This is a genomic window from Mycolicibacter sinensis, assembly GCF_001667945.1.
GTDB classification, from domain to species: Bacteria; Actinomycetota; Actinomycetes; order Mycobacteriales; family Mycobacteriaceae; genus Mycobacterium; species Mycobacterium sinense_B.
In genome coordinates this window covers 1-20184 of sequence record NZ_LZJK01000038.1, presented here as the reverse complement: position 1 = coordinate 20184, position 20184 = coordinate 1, and the positions used below count along the sequence as shown (strand labels likewise).

The following is a 20184-nucleotide window of genomic DNA, read 5'->3' as shown; positions in this document are numbered from 1 at the left end:
CATCACGGTGCGGCGATCCGCACCTGCACACCCACGTCATCCTGCCCAACCGGCAGGCCCGCGCCGACGGCGTGCTGGTGTCGATCGACTCCAAATCGCTGCATCACGAGGCCAAGGCCGCCGGCATTGTCTACCAATCTGTACTGCGTCACGAACTGCACGCCGAGCGGGGTTTCGAGTTCACCACGGTTGGTGAGCACTCCGGCATGGCCGAAATCGCGGGCATCACCAAGGCCTGCATCAAGGCATGGTCGCAGCGGTCGACGCGGCTGCGGGAATGGGCGCGCGAGAACCTCGTCGTTGTCGATGGGGAGCCCACCGCGGCGCAGCTGCAAGCCGCGCAAAAGGCGACGCGGCCGCGGAAACCCGAATCGCTCGCGTGGGCCGACCTCAAAGAGCAGTGGCGCGCCGACGCGCGCGGGTTGGAGATCGACCGCGCCGCGCACACCGAAGCGCGCCGCGCCAACCGCGGCGCATCACGTGATCTGATGGTGCGCCCGCGCCTGGCGCAGATGGTCGCGCGCATCGACAAAGCCGCGTTTACCCGCGCCGACCTGGTGGAGCTGGTCGGCGCGCTACTGCCCTACGACGCGCCCGGCAGCCCGCGCGAGCTCATCGAAAAGATCGTCGACACCGTCGCTATCCGCGTCTCCGCGCAGCGCGAACGCCACCACCGCGAAGGCCACGAGCACTTCACCGTGGACGCGATCATCCGCGAGGAAGAACGCATCTTCGAGATGATCGACGAGCAAGACACGCGGACCCGTATCGACGTGCGCCGCGACGACCTCGGAGACCTCTCCGCCGACCAAGCGCGGGCCGTCGGCAATATCGCGTCCTCGCCCTACCTCGTGCAGCCACTGCAAGCGCCGGCCGGCGCCGGCAAGACCCACTCCCTCAAAGCACTTCGTGCGGGCGCGCACCGCGGCGGCAAGAAGGTTTTGGTGGTGGCGCCGACCGGCCGGGCGGTGGACGAGGCCATGCGTGAGCAGGCCGGCGACCGCGGCCTGACCGTGGACAAAGCGCTCAACCTCATCGGCGACGATCAGCTCCGCCTCGATCGGAACACCGTGGTCGTCGTCGACGAAGCCGCCATGGTCGGCACGCCAAAGCTGGCGAAGCTTCTTCAAGCCACCACCGCTGCGCGGGCCAAGATCGTGCTCGTCGGCGACGCCTATCAACTCGCGCCGGTCAAAGCCCGCGGCGGAATGTTCGAGCAACTCTGCGCAGACCTGCCCTGGGCGCAACGCCTCTCTGAGGTATGGCGCATGCGCGATCCTGCCGAACGTGACGCATCGCTCGTAGTGCGCTCCGGGCGCGGTAATCGACTTCGCAAGGCGATCGGGTGGTACCGCAATCAGGGCCGCCTGCACACAGGCGATCAGGTGGCGATGGCCCAAGATGCCACCACCGCCTACATCACGGCTCGCGCAGAGGGCAAAGATGCCGCGATCATCTGCGACCGCTGGGAAATCGCCGACGCCATCAACCGACGCCTGCACGGCACCTACACCGACAACACCACACCAGGTGTGCGTGTAGCCCGTGACCAAGACGTCCGAGTCGGTGACATCATCATCAGCCGCAACAACGACCCGAGCATCACAGTCACCCCCGGCGCCGAACATGGGCGGGGCGACCGCATCGACCAGGTCCGCAACGGCAACCGCTGGCGAGTCGCCATGACCGACCCCGCGAAGGGACAGATCGCGGCCGAGCGCCTCACCGATAATGCCCGTGTCATCTTCGAGGGCGACTACCTCAAGGAGCACATCACCCTCGGCTACGCCACCACCGTTCACTCCGCCCAAGGCATGACCGTCGGAGGCCGCGACCGAGCCGGTGTGTGCTGGACGATCATGTCTGACCGCGCCAGCCGCGCCCTGGCCTACGTCGGGATGACCCGAGCCCGCGATGAAAACCACGTTGCGATATACCCGGCCGTGGCTAACGAAGCCGATGAACACGAGATATGGCGCGGCACCAAACACGAAGCCGCCGCGGCCCTTCACACAATCCTGACCGCCAAGGGCGACCGGGCCCAGACCATGCACGCCGAAGCCGAACGCTCCCAACGCGACGCACTCCCCGACATGGTCGCCGAGCTGCTCACGCGCAACGACGAACGGCGGCAAGCCCGCGCCGCCGAATGGCAGAAACACAAAGCCGACGACGCACGCCGCCAGGACCGCCAGGAAGCCCTCGCCCGGGCCATCAGCGACAGCATCACCAACCGTACACGAAACCGTAACCGCGGCCGCGACGAAGGATACGGGCTAGAACTCTAAAACCGTCGTGGTAGGGCCGTGTAAGACACAACGTGAGTAAGGTGCTCAATCTGGTTGAACGGCAACGGGTCGCAACCCCACAACTTGCACAACAACAGGGCGTAAACGCGCACCGAACCGTGCACCGCTCGAACTGCCGAATCTGGGTGCGGCACGCTGCAACCACGATCATCGATGTACATGTCCCCATCCCGGTCGGCCAGCGCATCGCTCAGTGCCGACGCCACACGTGCGGACCACTGCGGAGCGGCGCCTTCGGGCAGCACGGATAGCTCCAAGAACGGTGACGCTGCGTGTCCGAGCCGAAATGACTCGGCGAACTCCGCGGCGCCGGCGTACGTGGGCGCAGCCGCGCGCCCAAGCTCAACAATGGACGTATAAGCGTGGCGATCTGCGGCCATCTGCGCCGCAGCCAGGCCAGCGACGTGACGCAGCACCCCTTGGCTGTCCTCACCAGCCCACAACACCGCGGCCGCGGCCGCGGCAATCGTCTGCTCAGCCGCAGCCTCCAGCTGTTCCAGCTGTTCCCTAACACTCATTCGCGTTCCTGCTGGCCTACCGCCGAGTCATCTATTTGCCTTGCTAGATAAGCGATTTCCGGGTGCTTGATATCCGGACCGTCTGCATCGTTGTCGAGGTCCCAGAGCAGCAGGAGCTCTGCCAGCCGCGCCACATCGTGGCAGGCCCGCACATACGGGGAAGCGGCAGTGGTGTCCCCCGGCAGCCAGCCCGGCCGCAGTCCCGATCCCGTGCTCATCAACTGCACGGCCTCCGCTCGTAGTGTCTGCCACCGGCCGGCCGGTACTTGCACACCACTGCTCAGCAGCTCCAACACCTCCCGGATGATTGGTGGCACCGCAAGATCGGGCACCATCCCGGCCCGGCCCAGTGCCGTCTGCGCGGCGGCGACGGTGGTCATCCATGCTTCGGAACGATCTGGCATGCGGCCGTCTCGACCGAATCCGGTCAGCCGCGCGTATTCACCCCGGTCGATGGTCTCCAGCCGGTGAATATGTCCTTCGTCGAGATGCATCGGCTCAACGGCACCACTCGGGGATGGCTTCGTAGAGCATTCCTCGAAATGCGCAACACCGGCCGACCGGGCTGGTGCTGCAGAGCCGCCGTACTCCGTCGAGACCGCCAGCGCCCACAAATCGACCCCGCTGCCTTCGGCCGCCCACTCAGCGAACGCCAGCATCGTCTCTGCCGGATTGGCCCAGCTAAACCACCGCGACCGGAACCCGCCGGGTAGGCCCGGCTCGCTGAACAGCATCCGCGCAGAACGCGGCACAAACACGCCGCGCGGAATGAATCCAGCGCCCTCGCTACTCGTGATCACCGTCTCCGCGCCCGACCGGGTGAGAAACACACCGACGCACCAATCCAGAAACAGCCCATGGACCGCGGAGGCGCGCAGCAGCTGATCGACCAGCTCAGATGCCCTCACCAGCAATGGATCAGGCTCGGAGGACCGCACCGCCTCGTTGGCCACACCAGCTGATGCGCCAACACCCGATCCGACAACACCGGGTGGGAGCGAGACACCACCCGTGCCACCTGACGAGCTGGAGCCTGGTGAGGCGGACACAGCCGGCGGTCCTGTAGCCGGCGCCACGGGCGCCGACGCTGCGGTGCGAGGCACATCCGACCCGAACGGCGGCAACGGCCCCGCCGGCCCGGCCGGCACGCCGCTGGCACCCACTGCTGAACCAGAACTCATCAAGCCCATCGCTGCGGGCTGCCCACCCGCTGACGTGCCGCCCGCGGCAGCAGCCACCGGCGGAGGTGCCGACGACAGCCCGCCCCCCGGCCCAGCACTGCCGGCCGCGGTCGACGATGGCGGAGACACCGGCGGAGCGAACGGCGCGGCCGGCCCCCCGAGACCCGCGCTCAATCCGCGCGAGAAGTCCGACGACGACGCCACCGGACCCGGCCCGCCTCCACCCGATAGTCCACTACCGCCCAGGCCCGGAGAGCTCAGCCCTTGCGATGGCAGACCGCCACCGCCAAGCCCCGCCGGCGTACTCGCCGCTGGTGTCAACGGCATATTGAGCCCACCGCTACCCAAGCCAGCCGAAGCCGCCGAGGGCATCGACGACGACGACGGCGTACCGCCGTCGCCAGACCCGAGGCTGGGCACGCTCATTGGCGGCGACAATGCTGATGGGGTCCTAGCGGCGCCGTCATGCTCCTTGTGGCTCGCAGGCACTTCACCGGGACGCCGATTACCTGTACCCGCGATGTCACTCTGGCTGGAATCACCCGAGTCGGTTCCTTTTGATCCCGAACTCTTGTCCTCCCCGCCGTTGTGCTCGCGCCGCCAGGGTCCACCTTTCGTGCTGTCGCTATCGCGCGGCGCATCTTTTGGTGCTGGGCCTCGCCGCCAGCCAGCCGACATGCCATTGGCTGAGTCCGGTGCACATTTCTCAGGCGGTGCGCTCAGGCTTTCGCTGCCGGCGGCACGGGGGCCTGTAGCGTCGTCCCCGAGGTACGAGCTGTCATCTTGCGCGCTAATAGCGGCTGTGGCCTTCGTGGACAGCGCTGCCGCATCACGACGTGCTTGGGCGACGACCGCCGCGATCCGCTGTTGGGCCAGCACCGGATTCAGCGATCCCGAGAACATGGCCTGCATGATCTCGTCGATCTCAGCGTGCGCACGCGCGTCGAGATCCTCCAGGTCCTCCCGAAGCCCCGCCAGCAGCCCACCAACCGCCTCAGACACCCGCGACATCCCGAAATACGCATCGGCCTGGCGTGTGCACGTGGCCGCGGATCGGTGGCACGCATCGCAGAAGCCGGTGATCGCGTCGCCGGACTGCTCACCGGCGACCTGCGCTGCGACCGAACGGATCTGATCAGCGCAGCCCAACAATTCGACCCCCTTGCTGCGCTGCGCCTCAGACGCCGACTGGAAGCTCGCAGGGTCAGTGTGGGGCCACACTCCCCCGACAATTACTGCTGACCATTGGCGGCACGGCATCCCCGCCGGCGCCGATACCGCTACCACGTGACCCCGAGCCGCGCGCAGCCGTGCAGTGGGCTGCTGTATGCACCGACACTGTCGGAAAATAACGTGCGTAGGGATAGCGGGAGAGGACCTGGCTCCAGGTCCAGCACGATCAGATGCTTGTCGTCGATGAACCGCTGGAGGCTGCGGCGCAAAAATGGATCGGCGTCCTGGTGCTGATCAAGAATCGGCTGCACCTGTCTGATCCAGTCGAGGGTATCGGTGATGTACTTCGGAGTGGCAGCGTCGCGGGCAGGCGTACCGGAATCGCCCATATCGACGTAACCATTGTTTATTTCGTTCTCACTGGCGAGCAATGGTCCGATTGCGGTGCATAGTGCGCGGTCCGCTTGGGTCGTATCGCTTGCCGCCGGCGTACTGGAAGGCTGCGCGGCCTCTCGCGCCACGGCCGAACGCGTCGCCAAAGCGGCACTCCCCACCACCAGAGCAGCAATCGCGGTAATCAGCGCCACCACAGCCATCCACGAAAACCGCGGTCGGCTCAACTGTTGCTGAACTGGTGGTGGCCAAACGTGTGCAACACCGCGAGGGTCCATTTCTCCAGCGTAGGGCACCCAACCGACACACCCACGCGCTACTTTTCAAGGCCCGAATATCCGGATCAGCTTGGCAAACCCAGATATTCACACATTCACGACGGGGATCGATCCGCCGCCGACGTTCATCCAGTCGCTTTCACTCCCACGCACGCCGCATCACTTGAGGATCATCGAGATCTTCGGCGGCCATGCCCGCGCGCTCCAGATCGGCAACCGTCAGGTGCATCTCATCGCAGGCAGCGAGATCAACATTTGGAAGAGGTGCGTCAAAATCGTCCGGGACAACCAGGCCCGGCAGGCCGAACCGGCGCGGACCTCGATTGCTGAACTCTTCCACGCTAGTCGGGGCGGTGCTGTCCTCATCGAGAGAAACGACGGTGGCCACATCGACCTATGGCGGTAGTGATCAGACAGCGTTGTCTGGTCACGGGTTCCGTAGTTCTCGGTAGCGGGTGGGTGTCAGATCCTCGCTGTGACTGACGTGGAGCTGGCCGGGGCGGGTTCGTTGTTCGTAGGCGGTGATCACCAGGCCGACTCCGCCGGCCGCCGGCACCAGGACGCCCTGCACGTGCAGAAACCACGCAGCATGGCCCACTGCTTGGCAGGCTGACCAATCATCTCCGTAGATGTCGTCGTCTTCCAACCCCACCGCTTCGCGGGCGTCAGCGGTGGTGAGATCCAGGACGGCCAGGTCGGCGGCGTCGATGGTGTGTAGCCGGTAGCGCGCTTCGAGCAGCTTCTCTGGGGTCGTGGATGCCGCCTGTGCGGCGCGTTCCACCTCAACCATGCAGGCTTGCGCGGAATCGGCCAGGTAGATCGCCGAGAACAGCAAGGGCGGGTTCCACCTGCCACCGAATCTGCGTGCCCCCTCCCCTGACAAGGGATCACGGTGAGCTGTGGTGTATCGAGCACACGTTCCCGACCATTGGATGGTGCCACGCGCATCGATGCGCTGCACCAGCCCTTCGTCGAGCGCATCGCTCACACGAAGATTCCTTCGGCCATGGCGTCGATGAGGGCTAAGACGCGCTGATACTCCCCATCGCGTACCAGGTCGGCGGGCTTGCTGTGTGCGAGTAGTCGGTTCGGCGAAAACATCCACATGTTGGCTTGGTCGCGGGGAAGGACTTCAGTCAGCGCCTCTGCGACGTAGGCCAGCTCGATCAATCGTTGCTTGTTGAGGCGTTGCGGGACGACCTGACCCGCCGTCCAGCGCGCCACCGAGCGGGCCGACGCATCGACGATGCCGCCGACCTCCTCGTAGGTCAATCCCAAGTGTTCGATCGCACTCGACACGGTCGAGGCGAGCGCATTAACTCCCATAATGTCTGCCTGTCTTCCTTTTGTCAGTCATTATGTCATGTATTCTGACACGAAGTGATGCCGGCAGGCGAGAGGAAGTTTCAATGGGCGTTCAGTTTCGGCTCGGACCCAACGACCACAAGCCGGTCGAAGACTTCTTGTCTCGCGAACATGCCGGCGCCGCCGCCATCACCCTCGACACTAAGGCTGCGCGCCACCAAGCGGCTGCGGCTGCAGCCGCCGTCGACGCGGGCCTGCACGTCTATTGGGAACCCGCAGCCGAGCGGCTGGCCAACGACGGTTTTGGCCTCGATAAGTTCCCGCTGTGGACCGGTCAGCCCTACGAGATAAACACCCTTTCCGCTGACCAGGCGGCCCGCGCCGCCCTGGTCGGCCTGACGGTTGAGAAGCACCCTCCGCTGGTCACACACGTCACCGCGCCGCACTTCTACGTCACCGATGAGCGCACCGCGCGCCTCAACGTCGATCTCGCCGAACGCACCCGGCTGGCCGTCAGCGACAAGCCCACACGGGCCGTGCTCACAGTCTCGACCACCGCTGTGAGCCGCCTCGGCATCGATCTCGCCGCCGAGTACGCCGGCGCAGGGATCAGCAACGTCGAGATCCGCTTCTCCCCCTTCGGCGGTGACGATGAAGGTATCCGCAAGATCCGCGCCGCCTTCGGGGTTCTCGACCAGTTCCGCGAGTACGACATCACCGTCACGCTGGGGCTGTCGGGCAACATCGGGCGCGCCGCTCTGGCCATGGGCCACGCCGACGCCTACTCAGTCGGTCTGGGAATGCTTGAAAAGGTCAATCACGCTCAAACGATGGCCCGCTACCGCAAGGCCCCCGACCCCGACAAGGAGCAAAGCGGTGGTGCCGCCGGCGGTATCTATCTGCCCCGACTCGGGGCCACCGTGTCGGCCAAGTCGGCACGACAGCTGTTGAGCCACACCGATATTCGCACTCGCGTCGGGTGTCGTATTGGAGCATGCCGCAACAGCGTGACAGGGCCCCTTGACGACCGCCGGGCGCACTACCTGCACTCCCGGGCCAGCGAGGTGGCCGAGATGCTTCGTCGGCCCGCGCCGTGGCGCGGGGCGATGGAAATTGACCGCCTCAACGAGGCCATCGCATTGCGTGAACGCGTCAACGAGCACTACCTCAGCGACGACGTACACAAACTCGGCACGCGCACTCTACGCAGCCTCATCGACGAGATCGAACACGAACAGCAGCGGGCTTCTTGAGCGGCCCGAAGGGCGATAGGCCGTGGCTTAGGTCCGTGTCCGTGTCGTACTGCGAGGGTAAGTTTTCAAACAACCGACCCGCCGACAAGGAGAGCAGCATCGTGGCTGACTACGACGTCCAGTACGACAAAGATTCAGGTGACTGGGGCGCCAAACGTGCGGGGGCAGGGCGAGCTGCTGGGCGCTACGGCACCCAGGCTGAGGCGCACGACGCCGCCCGGGGCTTTGCGGAACGCAGCGGCGGCGGCGAGGTTCGAGACCACCGCAAGGACAACAACCGGATTCGGAACACTGACACAGTCGGGAAAAAAGACCCCTACCCGTCAAAGGGCTGAACCCCCGGAACAGACCATCAACTGGCCGCTGCAGGATTCTCACCGAGCGTCCGGTAGACGGTTGACCGCCCGACCCCGAGCAGCTGAGCTATCTCCCAGACCGGGAAGCCTTGAGCACGTAACTGCTGGGCGTGTGCCAGCCGCGCGCCCTTCAACACGGGACGGCGGCCACCGACCCGGCCGCGTGCCCGGGCCGCTGCCAGTCCAGCCACCGTGCGCTCCCGCATCACAGCGCGCTCGAACTCGGCCAGCGCACCGAACACGTGTAGGACGAGTCGGCCGGCGGCGGTGCTGGTGTCGATCTGCTCCCCCAGCGACCGCAGGGCCACACCACGGCCCGTCAGGTCCTCGACGAGGCGCAGTAGCTCAGGCAACGACCGGCCGAGCCGGTCGAGGCGCGCAACCACCACGGTGTCGCCCTCCTGGGCCGCGGCGAGAAGTTCTGCCAGAGCCGGCCGGTCGGCCCGCAGCCCAGACGCGGTGTCGGCGAAAACCCTTTCTGCGCCCGCGGCGTTGAGCGCATCGACCTGAGCCTGCGTGCTCTGCTCGGCAGTCGACACCCGCGCGTACCCAAGCAGGCTCACAGCTGGCCCTGGACGGCAGCGAACCATTCACGGGTCGCTGGACAGCCAGCGGCGATGTCGGCCTGGCCGTCGTCGAGGCCCCACAGGTCGCACGCCCACCGCGCCCAGGTCGATTCCAACGTCTCACCGATGCCAGCGAGAACGTCACCCCGCCCCAGTAGCGCAGCCACGGCCGCCACCTCGCCGGTTGACCACACAGACCGGTACTCATCCCAGCCGTAGGTACGCGCCAGGCCCGCACGGTGCAGCAAGTCCGCCGCCCGGCGTGCACGGTCCTCATCGGTCGGCCGGCGGAACAGATTGCTCATCACGTCACCCATGTCTCTGATGCTGCCCTACCCCACCGACATAATTGGGACACGATTACGGGACCGCCAACGCGCAGGTCGGCGACGCATCGCACCACGGTCCCAGTAACGATCGTTAATGAGACGCGCGTGGAGTCTGTTCCGCTCGGATTGGCGCGGAACGCAGCTCGAATAGTTATAGCGCTATAACGCTGTACCAATTTTCACTTCCCTATAGGTGCCTGACCAGGGCGAACGCAACGAGCCCTGTAATCCGATTCGCTTCGAGCGGTAATCGGTATGAGAGAGAAAAAGTTCACATGGGATGCCCGCGGCGCAGTTGCGGCTGGTATCGCCACCATCGCCCTCATCGCCACGATGCTTGCGCCGGCGGTATGGGCTCCACTGGTGAGCATCGCCAACACGCTCGCTGTCGCACTGGCGCTACGGCCCCGCCAACGGTGGGACAGGTGGGACGGAGCTGCGGTCGTCGTCGCCGGCGCCGCAGTCCTCATTGTGCTGATAGCGCCACTCACTGCACCGATCGTGGGAATCGCCAGCGCCCTGGTCATCGCACTGACCCTGCGCCGACGATGACCGGCTCTATGCGTGAGCTGCACTTATCCATTTATATGGAGCTATAACACTCCAACGCTCTAATGTTTTAATGCTCTAGCGTTACGGCGTTCAAGTGTTATGGTGCTTGAATGACTGCAATCGCCGTGTGCCACTCTCGAAAAGGGGGTGTCGGCAAGTCCTTCATCGCGTACGAGCTGGCAGCTCTGCTGGGCGCTGTGCTCGTCGACCTTGAACACGACGGTGGGGGGGTGACCGCGAAGTGGGGATACCGCCCCCAAGATCACCCTCGCGCTCGGCTGCTCGATGCGCTGGAACCAGGCATGACGGCACCACGGCCCTTGCGCGGATTCAAGAAGCCGGCGCTGATCCCCGGGCATCCCGATCTCTACGACCGTCAGCCTGATGCCACCACCATGGCCGACGCCCTCACTAAGTGGGCTCAGGAGTGGGACACAGACTGGATCATCGTGGATACCCACCCAGGTGCCAGTCCGGCCGCCCACGGCGCCCTGGCCGTGGCCAACATCGTGCTGGCGCCCACCGCTCTACGCACCGCTGAACTCGATGCCACCGCCGAGCTGGTCAACGAAATCGCGGACTACCCACTGGTCATCGTGCCCAACTTCGTGCCCACTACGCCGCCGGCCGCAGAAATCCAGCGGCTTCGCCAGATCATCGAGAACACCCCTGTGCAGGTGGCCCCACCGATCCCGACAGCCCTGCATGTCGGGACCCGGAAGAAGCGCATCGCGATCACCGCCGAAAACCCGCCAGCCAAATCTCTGCAACGTGTCGCCGACGCTCTCGGCAACCTGGCAACCTTCGTGAAGGGATACGTCGATGGCTGACGGGCTGGACTCGCTTACCGCGATGCGCACCAAGGCCACTACCTCGCGCCGTACCCTGCCACCGCCGCGGCACCAGCCTCGTCAAACACCTGTCCCAATGCCCGAGCCGTCACCACCCGCGCCGCCGCCCCCCTCACAAGAGGCTGTGACCACCGGACCTGCCCCAATGCCGGCGGCCGGCGGCAGCGAGCTGGCCAAGGTTTCGATTTATCTCGACGAGTCCACCGACACCTACCTCGAAACGGTCCGCGCCGCGGCACGGACCACCAGGCCACGCGTGGACGCCACCCGCAGTGCCGTCGTGCGCCTGGCTCTCAACCGCTTGGCCGGCCAACTGACGCCAGGCGAGGTCGTCGCCGAACTTCAACGCAATGTCGCAGGTCACACCGGGCCCGGCCGTAAACGTGCCTAGCGTTACAGCGCCGTAATGCCGTAATGCTGTAACCGCGTAGCGGCATAGATGTGAGCGCCGACCCTGCAATCGGGGATGATTCCGACCTAAATAGGTGTTAACCTAACTGCGAGCAAGGTATCGGCCCTCGGGATTCGTCCTGACAGCTGGTCTGGCCCCTGGTGATAGCTACGGCCCCCAGGGGTTGCTCTATTTCTGGGGCCAGGTGCGTGTCCGAGGTGGCGACTTAGGGCATCGGATCGATGATGTGCACCCGCTGTTGGATCAGCGAGAACAGCGAATTGTCGGCCCGGGTAAGCGTCCCGCGATAAGCCGAAGACACCAAGTCCGGCAACCACAACAGGTGCTCGTACTTCGGGGAGGTCAGCACCGCCTGCATGGACCGGTGCACCAGGCCTTCTGCTCTCATCGCCGAGATGTTCTTGCGGTCGAGATTGCTGCGGTTTCTCGGGTTGCGCTCTTCGAGCACCATCAGGTCGATCGACCCGCGTAGCGGGGCGGCCCCGATCGACAATGATGACGCCAGACCCCGCAGGCAGGCCCGCCGCGCTTCTTCCAGGTCGTGGTCGTCGTCGTCGATGCGGGAGTGATGCGCAATCACGCAGATCTCGTTACCCTCGCCAAGGAAGTTGAGCATCGAGGAGGCCTTCTTGCGGCCCTCCTCGGTGCGCAGCTCGTCGGTGGTGTGCCAGAACGTCCCGCCGGCGATGTCGCGGAGTTCCTGACGTAGCAGCGGCATTTCGGCCCGCTCCACCACCACCGCGGTGAACACGTAGAACCGGCTCCTGCCGTGTTGTCCATCATCAAATGTCTCATCGAGGTAGGCCACCGCGCCGGCGGTGTTGGCATACGCGCGGTCCAGAACTGGATGCGCGGGCGGCCGGTAAGCCATCAGCTGACCGCCCTGGTGGACACCACCGACACCGTGCCCTCGGCGGTCCTGCCCAGCCGCTTGACCTTCCGACGAAGATCTTCGCCCGCCTTAGGGGCCTCACCGCACGACACCGCCGCATCCGCCCAGGTACGGCCCTCTTGAGCCTTCATCCGGAGGATTTTGCGCTCCCGTTCCGTCAGCCTGCTAATGAGCCACACCAGCCGGGGATCGCTGATGTCATCCACACCCGCCGGCAGGGGAGGCGCCGGCACCACATCAACGAGCGAGACCCCGCTGGACTCATCCTGGGAGAGCTTCACTTTCCGGTCCAGCGACTCCACCGACCGGCCACACAACTCGGTCTCGCCTATCAGTCGAAAGTTCCGGTGCTCCCGGATCGTCAGCTGTCGAATCCGAGGGCACACGTCCTCATCGACTTCTAATTCCCCTGGTAGCCAGGCTGCCTCCTCCAGAAGCACCGCCGACGCCGCGTCGACCAAGGTCGCCGGGGTCCACTTGAACCCCAAGACCTCTTTCAAGAAGCGCACCACCGCGGCGACGTCGCCGCAGAGCACCGCACGCCGGGCCCGTAGCGCCGTCCGAAGTCCCTGCCAACCCCAGGCAACCCCATGATCAGCCAGCACTGAGAAGGACTGCAGCATCGTGGCGATCGACTGTTCCGGGGCCCGCCACAGGGCATCCATTGCGGCCCGGTGCGTGGTCTGCATCCACGACGACAACCCCTGCGAATGCACGGCCGAGGTCACTCCATCAAACACGCTGGTGCCCAACCGCTTCGACCACGACGGCCACTCATCGTTGGAAAACCCCGGCACTTTGCCGTTCTGCAGGTGATCGGTCAAGGAAAACCGCGGCAGTGAACCGACATCCAGCCCGGCGAACGAACCGAGATGCAGGTCAGCCAGCCCTTTCCCGGAGAGACCGGCGGTTAAGGCCGACACCACCGAGGACTGCGGACCGGCAGGCAGGAAAGATTTCGCCAGATCCGACAACGGCGGCTGCAGGGCCTTCCACGCCGGGGTCGCTGACCCGGCGATGTGCGAGCCCAGGCCCGGCGCACCGATACCCAGGTTGCTTATAGCCTCCCTTGCTCGGGCCGACGCCTCGGCCGCCAACTTCGCACCCAACCCCGGACCGCCGTGTAGCTCGCCCCACGCCCGACCCGGCTGGGTGGCCCACAAGTCCGTCAGCTTGAACGCTGCATCAGCAGCCCCCACCTGCGTCAAGCGGTCGCCGCCAATCAACTTCGAGATGCTTGACACTGTCTCGCTAGCTGAGGTCGTCGCCGCATCCATGACCGAGCGCAGCGCGGGGGAGCCGACCAAGAAATCGAACTTCATCCCCGCCCCCGCAGCCCCGGCTCTCCCGATCAACTGATCGGCCACCGAACTCATCCCCGGCAACGCGGCCGGCGACCGCAAGGCCTCACGGCGGGGTGGTGAATTCACCGGCTCACACTCAGTCTCATCGCCAACGGCGTGGCCCTCTTCCATCAGGCGGTCCTCCTCGTTGCATCGGCCTGCTCCATGCAGGAGCCCCTACACACAGGCCGCCACCAACGACGAAAACGACCAACTATGACCGACATCACATCTATCAGGGGTAATGCACCTCGACCAGCCATTATCTCAGCAGTAACCGACAAAAGCCGAACCACGAGTGTGTGCCGAACCAATCTCACCGTTGCGAGAGAGCGTCCACGCGCACTGATGACCTATTACGGGTCCAGCGGGGCCGTCGCCTCCTTGCCTGCACATAGTGGTGGACCTGATAGGTGCCGGCGACGCGACAACAGCGAGTCACCGTCATTACGCCGCAACGTACTTTCCCAGCCTTTTCTGAAACCCGGGCCGACACGCCGGTTTCCCGTGACGCTTTCGTGACCGGCGGCGTCGCGCCCAGTGGGCCGGTAGCTTTGCCTACCATGACGGTGCGCCTGGCGTCGGCGGAGCTGGTCCGCCAGCTGGTCCAGCATTTAGACCCGACTCTGGTCGCGGTCCTGGCCGGTGTCCGGGACCGTAAGCTTCCCCACAAGTGGGCCACCGGCGGTGGTCCTACTCCGCGACCTGAGGCCCTTCAACGCCTACAGGTCGCCCACCGCGCATGGGTCGCCGTTGCCGGTTCAGAAGGCGATGCCGTCGCCCGCGCATGGTTCATCGGGGCCAACCCGCGTCTTGACGAGGTACCCCCGTACGAGGCCATCCGCGATGGTGAATTCCGCAGGGTGATGGCGGCCGCGGCAGCGTTCGTGGATGGCGCCAACGACTGACTGTCGGTCGGCAGAGGCCCTTGTTTCGCAGATGCTGAAGTGTCTTGCGGCCGCGCTGGGGTGCGTCTTTCGGGCCGCGTGATAAGACCTGGCCGCGCAGCGGCGTCACTCCGCGACCGCCTGTTGGCGCGCATTGCGCCGCCGCCGGGCAGCGTCGCGTTCGGCCTCGGATTCATACGGGTAGTTCGGATTATCCTCAACGGCCGCCGCGTAGGCGGCGTCAAGAATCTCGTCGTGGACCTGCTCCATTGCTTATAACTAGAACGTATAACCGTTATTACGTCACGACGCCCCTTCCTGGCCTGCACATTGTGGCGACGTTCCGGTGGTGGGCGTCAAGGGCCACGGCCGCTACGCGGTCGACCACAGGCCGACCCTTGACTCCCACCACCGGAACGCACAAAAGCGGCCAGTACGAGGAAGGGGCAGCTAAGACCGACCGCGATAGCGACGGATCATTGACGATGACCGCAGTGGGAACACCGCCGATTCGGCAGTGCCGCTGCACGATTCACGCTCGTGAACAACGTCAACACCCCCAGCAAGACATGCGTCGCGGTCGCCCAGTCAACGGCCTGGGCGACGACGAGAGCACAGGCCATCGCGATAGCCACTTGCAGCGACGGTGACGCAGCCAGACGACGGGGGTTCTGCTCCGGTGGGTTCGGCTTTAAGATATGCACGAGGTTCCTTCCTTGTTTCCAGCAATCGGGACCGTGGAGCTGACCGACACCGCACGCCATGCACGGCGTGATATTCGGGTCGGTCAGTTTCCTTTTGTGCCCAACCGACAGGCACGGACCCCATCTTGAAGCCGACCAGAGACACGGCGCAATAGATGACACGGGGACAAGCCGACTTTCGACCTGACGCCGAGCCGCCGGTGCGGCCCCCGAATACGGATGATGCTTGGGCATACGAAGATCCTCACCCCACCAAGGGGTGAATATCCAGAGGACCCAGGCCGCGGCCACGCACCGCGGCGGTGGCTCAAGACAGGCCGTAGCGGCGGCGCAGCTCAACGCCGCTGAGTGTCTCATCCGCCGCGTAGGCACGGTCAGCCTCGGCGAGCTCACTGGAAACCCAAGAGCCGGCGGAAACCTCGTATGTGCGCTGAATACCCACGTAGTCATGCGGGACGGTAATCCAATCATCATCTTCTGGGACACGCCGCTTGACTGCACGACCATTCACAATCATGGAGAACTCGAGGTGCCAGAGCACGGCTGCGCCGGATGACCCTCCCGATACTCGCATGACCAACGGATCGTTGCTCGAAACACTGAAAATAATTGGGGCGATTCGCGTTTCGTTCGCATCGATGCACCAAACTCGACCAACGTTCAAGTCGATTTCGAGGGAAAGCACGTCGATCGGCCCAGCCAGGGCTTGTGTGAGTGCGATACCCGGCACGAACTGTGTAGCCGTTGCCCGCACGTCAATGTTGTCGATCACCACCGACACGCCGTCCTTCACCTGGACCACTACGAGAAACACGCCCGGACCAATCGGGGCCGCTTTCCTCCGCTGCGCCCAGCGCACAGCGGCCCGTGTGTTTTGAGCGAACGCGTCTGGTGACGGCGGCCGGCAGGCCTGAACATCGCACACATTGGGAACGAACACCGAATGCGTCGGTGAGAACTCCCGAACCGCTATCCGGACACCATCGTCGGGAACAACAGCCCGACGAACCCGCTTCACGCCGCCACCAAACAGCCTTGCCGCTGCAAACACTGAAGCAGGCTCCATCCGCCCAACCGTAGCCGCGGATACCTACCGAATCGACCCACACGGAGACCCCCGCATTAGGCTCAACTTACGAACTAACAAACTCACAGTCAGGCGAACATGTCGAGGAGCGACGACAAACCCCTGTCCGCGGACGGTTTCACCCCCGGGCAATGGGTCCGGTACGACCGGCTTGAGCGGAAAGAGACGCGGCTCCGCCCGGATCAGTACAGCTCACTGAGCGAATTGAGCCGCAGCCTCAACCGGCAACGGCAGGGTCGCGGCGACCGCATCACCGAAAACACGCTCATCCGAGTGGCCATCGACCTCCTGCTAAGCCGGGAAGCGGAGCTCGCCGGCGCCACCGAGGCCGACCTGCGGACCGCCCTCGGGCTCTGAGGCCGTCAACGAGCAACCCGGGCTTGCAAGGTCCGCATTAACTCTGTAACTTCGAAACATACGAAGTTGATATGTAGGGGTGCGTATGTCTGTCGATGATTCCGATGTTCAACAGGTAGTCCTCCACATGGCCTTCGACGTCATCAACCGACTCCTTGGCAATCCAGCGGACACCAAAGCCCAAGCGGCTGCGCGGCAAATCGTCCGCGGTCAATTTCCCTACAACGCACTGCTGCGCAAGTGAGACGAGCGCGGTCACAAAAACATCACGAAGCCGCGGCGTGTCATGGTCGCTGTACCTGGTACTGCCGCCATGATGGGCGTCATGGCTCAACCACACAAGGGCCCGCGAGAGCAGATTAAGACGCGGGTGCACGCGGAGGTCTACGCCGATCTGCGCCAGCTAGCCGCAGAACGCGGTTCGTCGGTAAGCCAGGTAGCGGCTGACCTGATTGCGGCCGCAGTCGGCCGCACCGACCTAGTACGCGACATACCGGAGGCCCTGCCGCTGGCGATGTGAACCCACCGCCCGATACCTGATCGGGAAGATGTGACAGCTCAATAAACGACGAAACCCCCGGCCGGCCAGCCGAGGGCTTCGGTGCCCCTCGAAAGGGACGTGTCTTGGTGGACTCGTCTCACGGTAGCGCATATCTGCATCAGATTCGAGTAGACGCGCAAACCCGTGACCACTGTGTTTCTAATATCCGCGTTGACCTGCGCGTTGCCGATAAGCAACATCGCCGCCGCGACTGGGTCACCCGCGCGGGCTCGTGCGCGGCTCGTGTACCGGTGTGGCGCAGCCGCCAGGCGTGGCTCGACGATGTACAGGCATGGGCGGCCACACCGCAGCTAGCGCAGGTGTGTCACAGCGAGCGCGTGTCGATTGCAGCCCCAACGCTCGTCGCGATCGCAACCGCAATGGCCGAGCACGCCGATCACGCCACCGGGCGCCACTGTGCGGCGACCCGCGCCACGATCGGCGCTGTAGCCGGCTGTGGACCCGACACTGTGACTGTGGCCTGGCGCGTACTGCGCGCCGCCGGCTGGGCACTGGAGGCCCAGCGTGGCCACGGTTCGCCGACCACCCCCGGGTGCGGTCGGCGGCCGTCGATCTACCACCTGATCCCGTCCCGCACAGCTGTGGAGTTTCCCGACCTACCGCGAAGCGGGGTAGTTAGTACTTCAAGTCCCGTAGGGACTCACTCACCAAGCGCGCATCAGCGCGCCCGTACAGAGAACCATCAACCGAAGAACCGCCGTCCGCGGCGCGGCCCACGGCCGCTGCCGCTACAGCGGCTCGCGGCTCAGCTCATCAACGCCTGCCACGGGCTATCCCACGGTCACGCCGGGGCGATCTGCGACGCCGTCAGTGCCGCCGGCATCGACCCACAGGTCTGGACAGCGCGCCAAATCACCACCGCCCTCAACGCCGACATGCGCATTACCGGCTGGACCTGGCCCGATCGCATACAGCGGCCTGGAGCATTCTTGGCATCACGGCTCAAACGGGTCGATTGGTCACCACCAACAGCCCCCAACGACGGCGGCTACGCCGCCGGCACCGACCAGGACCGCCGAGCGGCAGCTGCCGCCGACGCATGGCGTGACTATGCCGCTGGCCGAAAGCGCGGGAAAGCGGCCTTGACGGGACCTGGCCATGCAGCAGCAGTCGAAGCCCTGGCGCTCGCACGGCAGCGGTCCGCCTATCGGCACAGCCGCTTCAGCGAGACACCGCCCGACCACGGCTCACTGGCGATGGCCGCAGTGGGCACATCGCCTGTTCGCCGTTGCCGCTCGATTGATGCTCGTGAACACGCTCAGCACCGCCAGCAGGACATGCACAGCGGTGACCCAATCGACGGTCTCAGCGACCAACAGACCACAGGCCATCGCGATGGCGACCTGTAGCGTCGGCGCGAAATGACGGGGCTTTTCACTCGGGTTGTTCGGCTCTACCATGAACGCGGGTTCCTCTCAAATGTTGTTTCGACGCAACTGGGACCGTGGAGCTGACCGCCACCGCACGCCATGCCGGGCGTGACATCTCGGGCGGTCAGTTTCCTTTTGTGCCGGACTATCCGGCACGCCAGGCCACGTGGATCTCATATTGAGGGCCGAGTAGGACACGTGCAATAGGACTCAACCGACACGCCGACATTTCGATTCGACACAGGGTCTACAGATGCTCCGCCGCGCGTCGTAGGTGGATGTCTTAGGCATATGCCGATCCTGACTCCACCCCCAGCGATTTGGCCAACACTAACGCCACATTTCGTCAAAACCGTTTCTCGGGAGCCGGATGGTCGAACGTGGACGGAGTCCGATGTGTCGGTTTGCCAGCAGGAGCACTCCTGGTCTAGGAGCCCACCGTGCTCCACTACTCGCATATCGGCTTGATCCAGACGATGTCGGCACGTGCTGGCGATGGCATCGTGCCGTCGACAAGCCAGGACAGCACCCGTTCTGACACGTCGCCGCCGCGCTGCACCAACGCCTCCATCAACCTCACCTCCACACCCATCTCCACGTCACTTCCCCCACCCCACCATCAGCACCCTGCCTGCCCCGCCACCTTCGCTCCCTCATTCTCACACGCCCACCACCACACCTGACCGCTTCCCATCCCACTCACCTAAACACATCGGCACATTGGCACAAGTTGTGCAAGACTGGTTGCGGCCGCGCGGGGCGCGTCCACAACCGTCCCGTCCCCAGCGGGTGAACGGATCGGCCGGGTCAGGAGGTGGTCGCTCGTGTTGACGCTTTCTCGCCTCTCGCGCTCGAGCATCGCCTATTACGAGAAGACCGCGAGCGAGGCCAAGCAGGCCGCGATGGACCGGCAGGCCGCCGGTGGTGGGCTCGGTGAGTACTACACCGAGGGCGACACGCGGGTGCCGACCTGGATCGTCACCGGCGATGCGTCGCAGGTTGCTGAGCTGGCCGGGTTGACTGACGCCCAAGTCGCTGGCGGGTTTGCTGACGGTGACCAGGTGTCGGCCTGGCTGGACGACGGTATCGCCCCGAATGGGGCGACTGGGCGGGCATTTACCACCGGGTCAGTGCACGGTTTCGACCTGACGTTCGCTGCACCCAAAAGCGTTTCGTTGGTGCGGGCGCTGAGCACCGATCTCAATGAGAAGGTGGTCGCCGAGGCCCACATGCGGGCCGTCAAGGCGGCCCTGGACTACCTACATCAGCACGCCGGCTACACCCGAGTCCACAACCCGCTGACCGGCAACAAGGACTTGCAGCGGCTGCCGGGATTGACCGCCATCGCCTACCAGCACGAGACATCACGGTGCGGCGATCCGCACCTGCACACCCACGTCATCCTGCCCAACCGGCAGGCCCGCGCCGACGGCGTGCTGGTGTAGGTAGTCCAGGGCCGCCTTGACGGCCCGCATGTGGGCCTCGGCGACCACCTTCTCATTGAGA

The 20184-nt window shown here is 65.0% G+C and carries 24 protein-coding genes and 2 pseudogenes; 13 read left to right on the top strand and 13 right to left on the bottom strand.

Annotated features, from left to right (window positions below; translation table 11 throughout):
• Positions 1–2288, top strand: a 2288-nt coding sequence (mobF, locus tag A5694_RS04215) for a MobF family relaxase (protein WP_064920598.1), incomplete at its 5' end; no start/stop codon positions are given.
• On the opposite strand, the gene A5694_RS04210 is transcribed toward mobF (A5694_RS04215), so the two are convergent.
• A complete protein-coding gene (locus tag A5694_RS04210) occupies positions 2285–2827 on the bottom strand; it encodes a hypothetical protein (RefSeq protein ID WP_064920597.1) in 543 nt (180 codons plus the stop codon). The genes mobF (A5694_RS04215) and A5694_RS04210 overlap by 4 nt on opposite strands.
• Positions 2824–3780, bottom strand: a complete 957-nt coding sequence (locus A5694_RS22380; RefSeq protein WP_082952498.1) for a hypothetical protein — start codon at positions 3778–3780, stop codon at positions 2824–2826. Before A5694_RS22380 ends, A5694_RS04210 begins: the two co-directional genes overlap by 4 nt.
• 1068 nt (positions 3781–4848) lie before the next feature.
• Here A5694_RS22380 and A5694_RS23600 point away from each other — a divergent pair.
• Entirely contained in the window at positions 4849–5250 is a 402-nt protein-coding gene (locus A5694_RS23600) for a hypothetical protein (protein WP_131809509.1), read from the top strand.
• Between the two features lie 38 nt (positions 5251–5288).
• Here A5694_RS23600 and A5694_RS24465 read toward each other — a convergent pair whose 3' ends face one another.
• The gene (locus A5694_RS24465; RefSeq protein ID WP_234787899.1) at positions 5289–5777 is read right to left on the bottom strand and encodes a hypothetical protein; all 489 of its coding nucleotides are present in this window, start codon (positions 5775–5777) and stop codon (positions 5289–5291) included.
• Positions 5778–5922: 145 nt separating this feature from the next.
• Here A5694_RS24465 and A5694_RS04195 point away from each other — a divergent pair, with 145 nt between their 5' ends.
• Complete coding sequence (locus tag A5694_RS04195) at positions 5923–6258, top strand: hypothetical protein (RefSeq protein ID WP_131809507.1); 336 nt, start codon at positions 5923–5925, stop codon at positions 6256–6258.
• A 21-nt stretch (positions 6259–6279) separates the two neighbouring features.
• Here the strand turns inward: A5694_RS04195 and A5694_RS04190 are convergent, their stop codons facing one another.
• Positions 6280–6840, bottom strand: a complete 561-nt coding sequence (locus A5694_RS04190; RefSeq protein ID WP_064920593.1) for an RES domain-containing protein — start codon at positions 6838–6840, stop codon at positions 6280–6282.
• Complete coding sequence (locus tag A5694_RS04185; RefSeq protein ID WP_064920592.1) at positions 6837–7178, bottom strand: antitoxin Xre/MbcA/ParS toxin-binding domain-containing protein; 342 nt, start codon at positions 7176–7178, stop codon at positions 6837–6839. The genes A5694_RS04190 and A5694_RS04185 overlap by 4 nt, the downstream gene beginning before the upstream one ends.
• A gap of 83 nt (positions 7179–7261) precedes the next feature.
• Between A5694_RS04185 and A5694_RS04180 the strand changes: the two genes are divergently transcribed.
• Entirely contained in the window at positions 7262–8410 is a 1149-nt protein-coding gene (locus A5694_RS04180) for a hypothetical protein (RefSeq protein WP_064920591.1), read from the top strand.
• 101 nt (positions 8411–8511) lie between these two features.
• On the top strand, positions 8512–8745 hold the full coding sequence (locus tag A5694_RS22375) for a DUF2188 domain-containing protein (RefSeq protein ID WP_082952499.1): 234 nt from the start codon (positions 8512–8514) through the stop codon (positions 8743–8745).
• Positions 8746–8762: 17 nt separating this feature from the next.
• Here A5694_RS22375 and A5694_RS04175 read toward each other — a convergent pair whose 3' ends face one another.
• A complete protein-coding gene (locus A5694_RS04175; protein ID WP_064920590.1) occupies positions 8763–9329 on the bottom strand; it encodes a recombinase family protein in 567 nt (188 codons plus the stop codon).
• On the bottom strand, positions 9326–9649 hold the full coding sequence (locus A5694_RS04170; protein ID WP_064920589.1) for a hypothetical protein: 324 nt from the start codon (positions 9647–9649) through the stop codon (positions 9326–9328). Before A5694_RS04170 ends, A5694_RS04175 begins: the two co-directional genes overlap by 4 nt.
• Positions 9650–9916: 267 nt before the next feature.
• On the opposite strand from A5694_RS04170, the gene A5694_RS04165 reads away from it, so the two are divergent.
• The 3 genes from A5694_RS04165 to A5694_RS04155 all read left to right on the top strand — a co-directional run bounded on the left by A5694_RS04165 (position 9917) and on the right by A5694_RS04155 (position 11455).
• Positions 9917–10213, top strand: coding sequence for a hypothetical protein (locus A5694_RS04165; RefSeq protein WP_064920588.1), 297 nt, complete (start codon positions 9917–9919; stop codon positions 10211–10213).
• Positions 10214–10323: 110 nt separating this feature from the next.
• Positions 10324–11043 carry a ParA family protein gene (locus A5694_RS04160; RefSeq protein ID WP_064920587.1) on the top strand — a complete coding sequence of 240 codons (720 nt, stop codon included), beginning with the start codon at positions 10324–10326 and terminating at the stop codon, positions 11041–11043.
• 145 nt (positions 11044–11188) lie between these two features.
• A complete protein-coding gene (locus A5694_RS04155) occupies positions 11189–11455 on the top strand; it encodes a hypothetical protein (protein ID WP_131809505.1) in 267 nt (88 codons plus the stop codon).
• A gap of 226 nt (positions 11456–11681) precedes the next feature.
• Here A5694_RS04155 and A5694_RS04150 read toward each other — a convergent pair whose 3' ends face one another.
• Both A5694_RS04150 and A5694_RS04145 read right to left on the bottom strand, forming a co-directional pair.
• Positions 11682–12347: a hypothetical protein gene (locus A5694_RS04150; RefSeq protein ID WP_064920585.1), complete on the bottom strand. Its 666-nt coding sequence runs from the start codon at positions 12345–12347 to the stop codon at positions 11682–11684.
• A complete protein-coding gene (locus tag A5694_RS04145) occupies positions 12347–13690 on the bottom strand; it encodes a hypothetical protein (RefSeq protein WP_131809503.1) in 1344 nt (447 codons plus the stop codon). The genes A5694_RS04150 and A5694_RS04145 overlap by 1 nt, the downstream gene beginning before the upstream one ends.
• Before the next feature lie 584 nt (positions 13691–14274).
• Here A5694_RS04145 and A5694_RS04140 point away from each other — a divergent pair.
• Positions 14275–14619 carry a hypothetical protein gene (locus A5694_RS04140; RefSeq protein ID WP_064920583.1) on the top strand — a complete coding sequence of 115 codons (345 nt, stop codon included), beginning with the start codon at positions 14275–14277 and terminating at the stop codon, positions 14617–14619.
• A 105-nt stretch (positions 14620–14724) separates the two neighbouring features.
• On the opposite strand, the pseudogene A5694_RS23920 reads toward A5694_RS04140, so the two are convergent.
• Together A5694_RS23920 and A5694_RS04135 are read right to left on the bottom strand one after the other, a co-directional pair.
• A pseudogene (locus A5694_RS23920) lies at positions 14725–14865 on the bottom strand (antitoxin); the annotation flags it as partial.
• Positions 14866–15609: 744 nt separating this feature from the next.
• On the bottom strand, positions 15610–16368 hold the full coding sequence (locus A5694_RS04135) for a hypothetical protein (protein WP_131809502.1): 759 nt from the start codon (positions 16366–16368) through the stop codon (positions 15610–15612).
• 99 nt (positions 16369–16467) lie between these two features.
• Between A5694_RS04135 and A5694_RS04130 the strand changes: the two genes are divergently transcribed.
• The 3 genes from A5694_RS04130 to A5694_RS04125 all read left to right on the top strand — a co-directional run bounded on the left by A5694_RS04130 (position 16468) and on the right by A5694_RS04125 (position 17266).
• On the top strand, positions 16468–16746 hold the full coding sequence (locus tag A5694_RS04130) for a hypothetical protein (RefSeq protein ID WP_082952497.1): 279 nt from the start codon (positions 16468–16470) through the stop codon (positions 16744–16746).
• 85 nt (positions 16747–16831) lie between these two features.
• Positions 16832–16990 (top strand): hypothetical protein, encoded by a 159-nt coding sequence (locus A5694_RS23915; protein ID WP_165605186.1) that lies wholly within the window; start codon positions 16832–16834, stop codon positions 16988–16990.
• Positions 16991–17071: 81 nt separating this feature from the next.
• Positions 17072–17266, top strand: a complete 195-nt coding sequence (locus A5694_RS04125; protein ID WP_064920599.1) for a hypothetical protein — start codon at positions 17072–17074, stop codon at positions 17264–17266.
• Between the two features lie 1229 nt (positions 17267–18495).
• Here A5694_RS04125 and A5694_RS04120 read toward each other — a convergent pair.
• Together A5694_RS04120 and A5694_RS24900 are read right to left on the bottom strand one after the other, a co-directional pair.
• Positions 18496–18708 carry a hypothetical protein gene (locus A5694_RS04120; protein ID WP_064920581.1) on the bottom strand — a complete coding sequence of 71 codons (213 nt, stop codon included), beginning with the start codon at positions 18706–18708 and terminating at the stop codon, positions 18496–18498.
• 418 nt (positions 18709–19126) lie between these two features.
• Entirely contained in the window at positions 19127–19249 is a 123-nt protein-coding gene (locus A5694_RS24900; RefSeq protein WP_267887736.1) for a hypothetical protein, read from the bottom strand.
• A 253-nt stretch (positions 19250–19502) separates the two neighbouring features.
• Here A5694_RS24900 and mobF (A5694_RS04115) point away from each other — a divergent pair.
• A pseudogene (mobF, locus tag A5694_RS04115) lies at positions 19503–20120 on the top strand (MobF family relaxase); the annotation flags it as partial.
• Positions 20121–20184: the final 64 nt, after the last annotated feature.

Bases quoted from the DNA above. Each gene is read 5' to 3' on its own strand.
- A5694_RS23915 (WP_165605186.1), top strand. From the start codon at position 16,832: ATGTCTGTCGATGATTCCGATGTTCAACAGGTAGTCCTCCACATGGCC.
- A5694_RS04165 (WP_064920588.1), top strand. From the start codon at position 9,917: ATGAGAGAGAAAAAGTTCACATGGGATGCCCGCGGCGCAGTTGCGGCT.
- A5694_RS04120 (WP_064920581.1), bottom strand. From the start codon at position 18,708: ATGGTAGAGCCGAACAACCCGAGTGAAAAGCCCCGTCATTTCGCGCCG.
- A5694_RS04170 (WP_064920589.1), bottom strand. From the start codon at position 9,649: ATGGGTGACGTGATGAGCAATCTGTTCCGCCGGCCGACCGATGAGGAC.
- A5694_RS04145 (WP_131809503.1), bottom strand. From the start codon at position 13,690: ATGAAGTTCGATTTCTTGGTCGGCTCCCCCGCGCTGCGCTCGGTCATG.
- A5694_RS24900 (WP_267887736.1), bottom strand. From the start codon at position 19,249: ATGGAGGCGTTGGTGCAGCGCGGCGGCGACGTGTCAGAACGGGTGCTG.
- A5694_RS04125 (WP_064920599.1), top strand. From the start codon at position 17,072: ATGGCTCAACCACACAAGGGCCCGCGAGAGCAGATTAAGACGCGGGTG.
- A5694_RS04135 (WP_131809502.1), bottom strand. From the start codon at position 16,368: ATGGAGCCTGCTTCAGTGTTTGCAGCGGCAAGGCTGTTTGGTGGCGGC.
- A5694_RS04185 (WP_064920592.1), bottom strand. From the start codon at position 7,178: ATGGGAGTTAATGCGCTCGCCTCGACCGTGTCGAGTGCGATCGAACAC.
- A5694_RS04160 (WP_064920587.1), top strand. From the start codon at position 10,324: ATGACTGCAATCGCCGTGTGCCACTCTCGAAAAGGGGGTGTCGGCAAG.
- A5694_RS04210 (WP_064920597.1), bottom strand. From the start codon at position 2,827: ATGAGTGTTAGGGAACAGCTGGAACAGCTGGAGGCTGCGGCTGAGCAG.
- A5694_RS24465 (WP_234787899.1), bottom strand. From the start codon at position 5,777: ATGGCTGTGGTGGCGCTGATTACCGCGATTGCTGCTCTGGTGGTGGGG.
- A5694_RS04140 (WP_064920583.1), top strand. From the start codon at position 14,275: ATGACGGTGCGCCTGGCGTCGGCGGAGCTGGTCCGCCAGCTGGTCCAG.
- A5694_RS04150 (WP_064920585.1), bottom strand. From the start codon at position 12,347: ATGGCTTACCGGCCGCCCGCGCATCCAGTTCTGGACCGCGCGTATGCC.
- A5694_RS04130 (WP_082952497.1), top strand. From the start codon at position 16,468: ATGTCGAGGAGCGACGACAAACCCCTGTCCGCGGACGGTTTCACCCCC.
- A5694_RS04180 (WP_064920591.1), top strand. From the start codon at position 7,262: ATGGGCGTTCAGTTTCGGCTCGGACCCAACGACCACAAGCCGGTCGAA.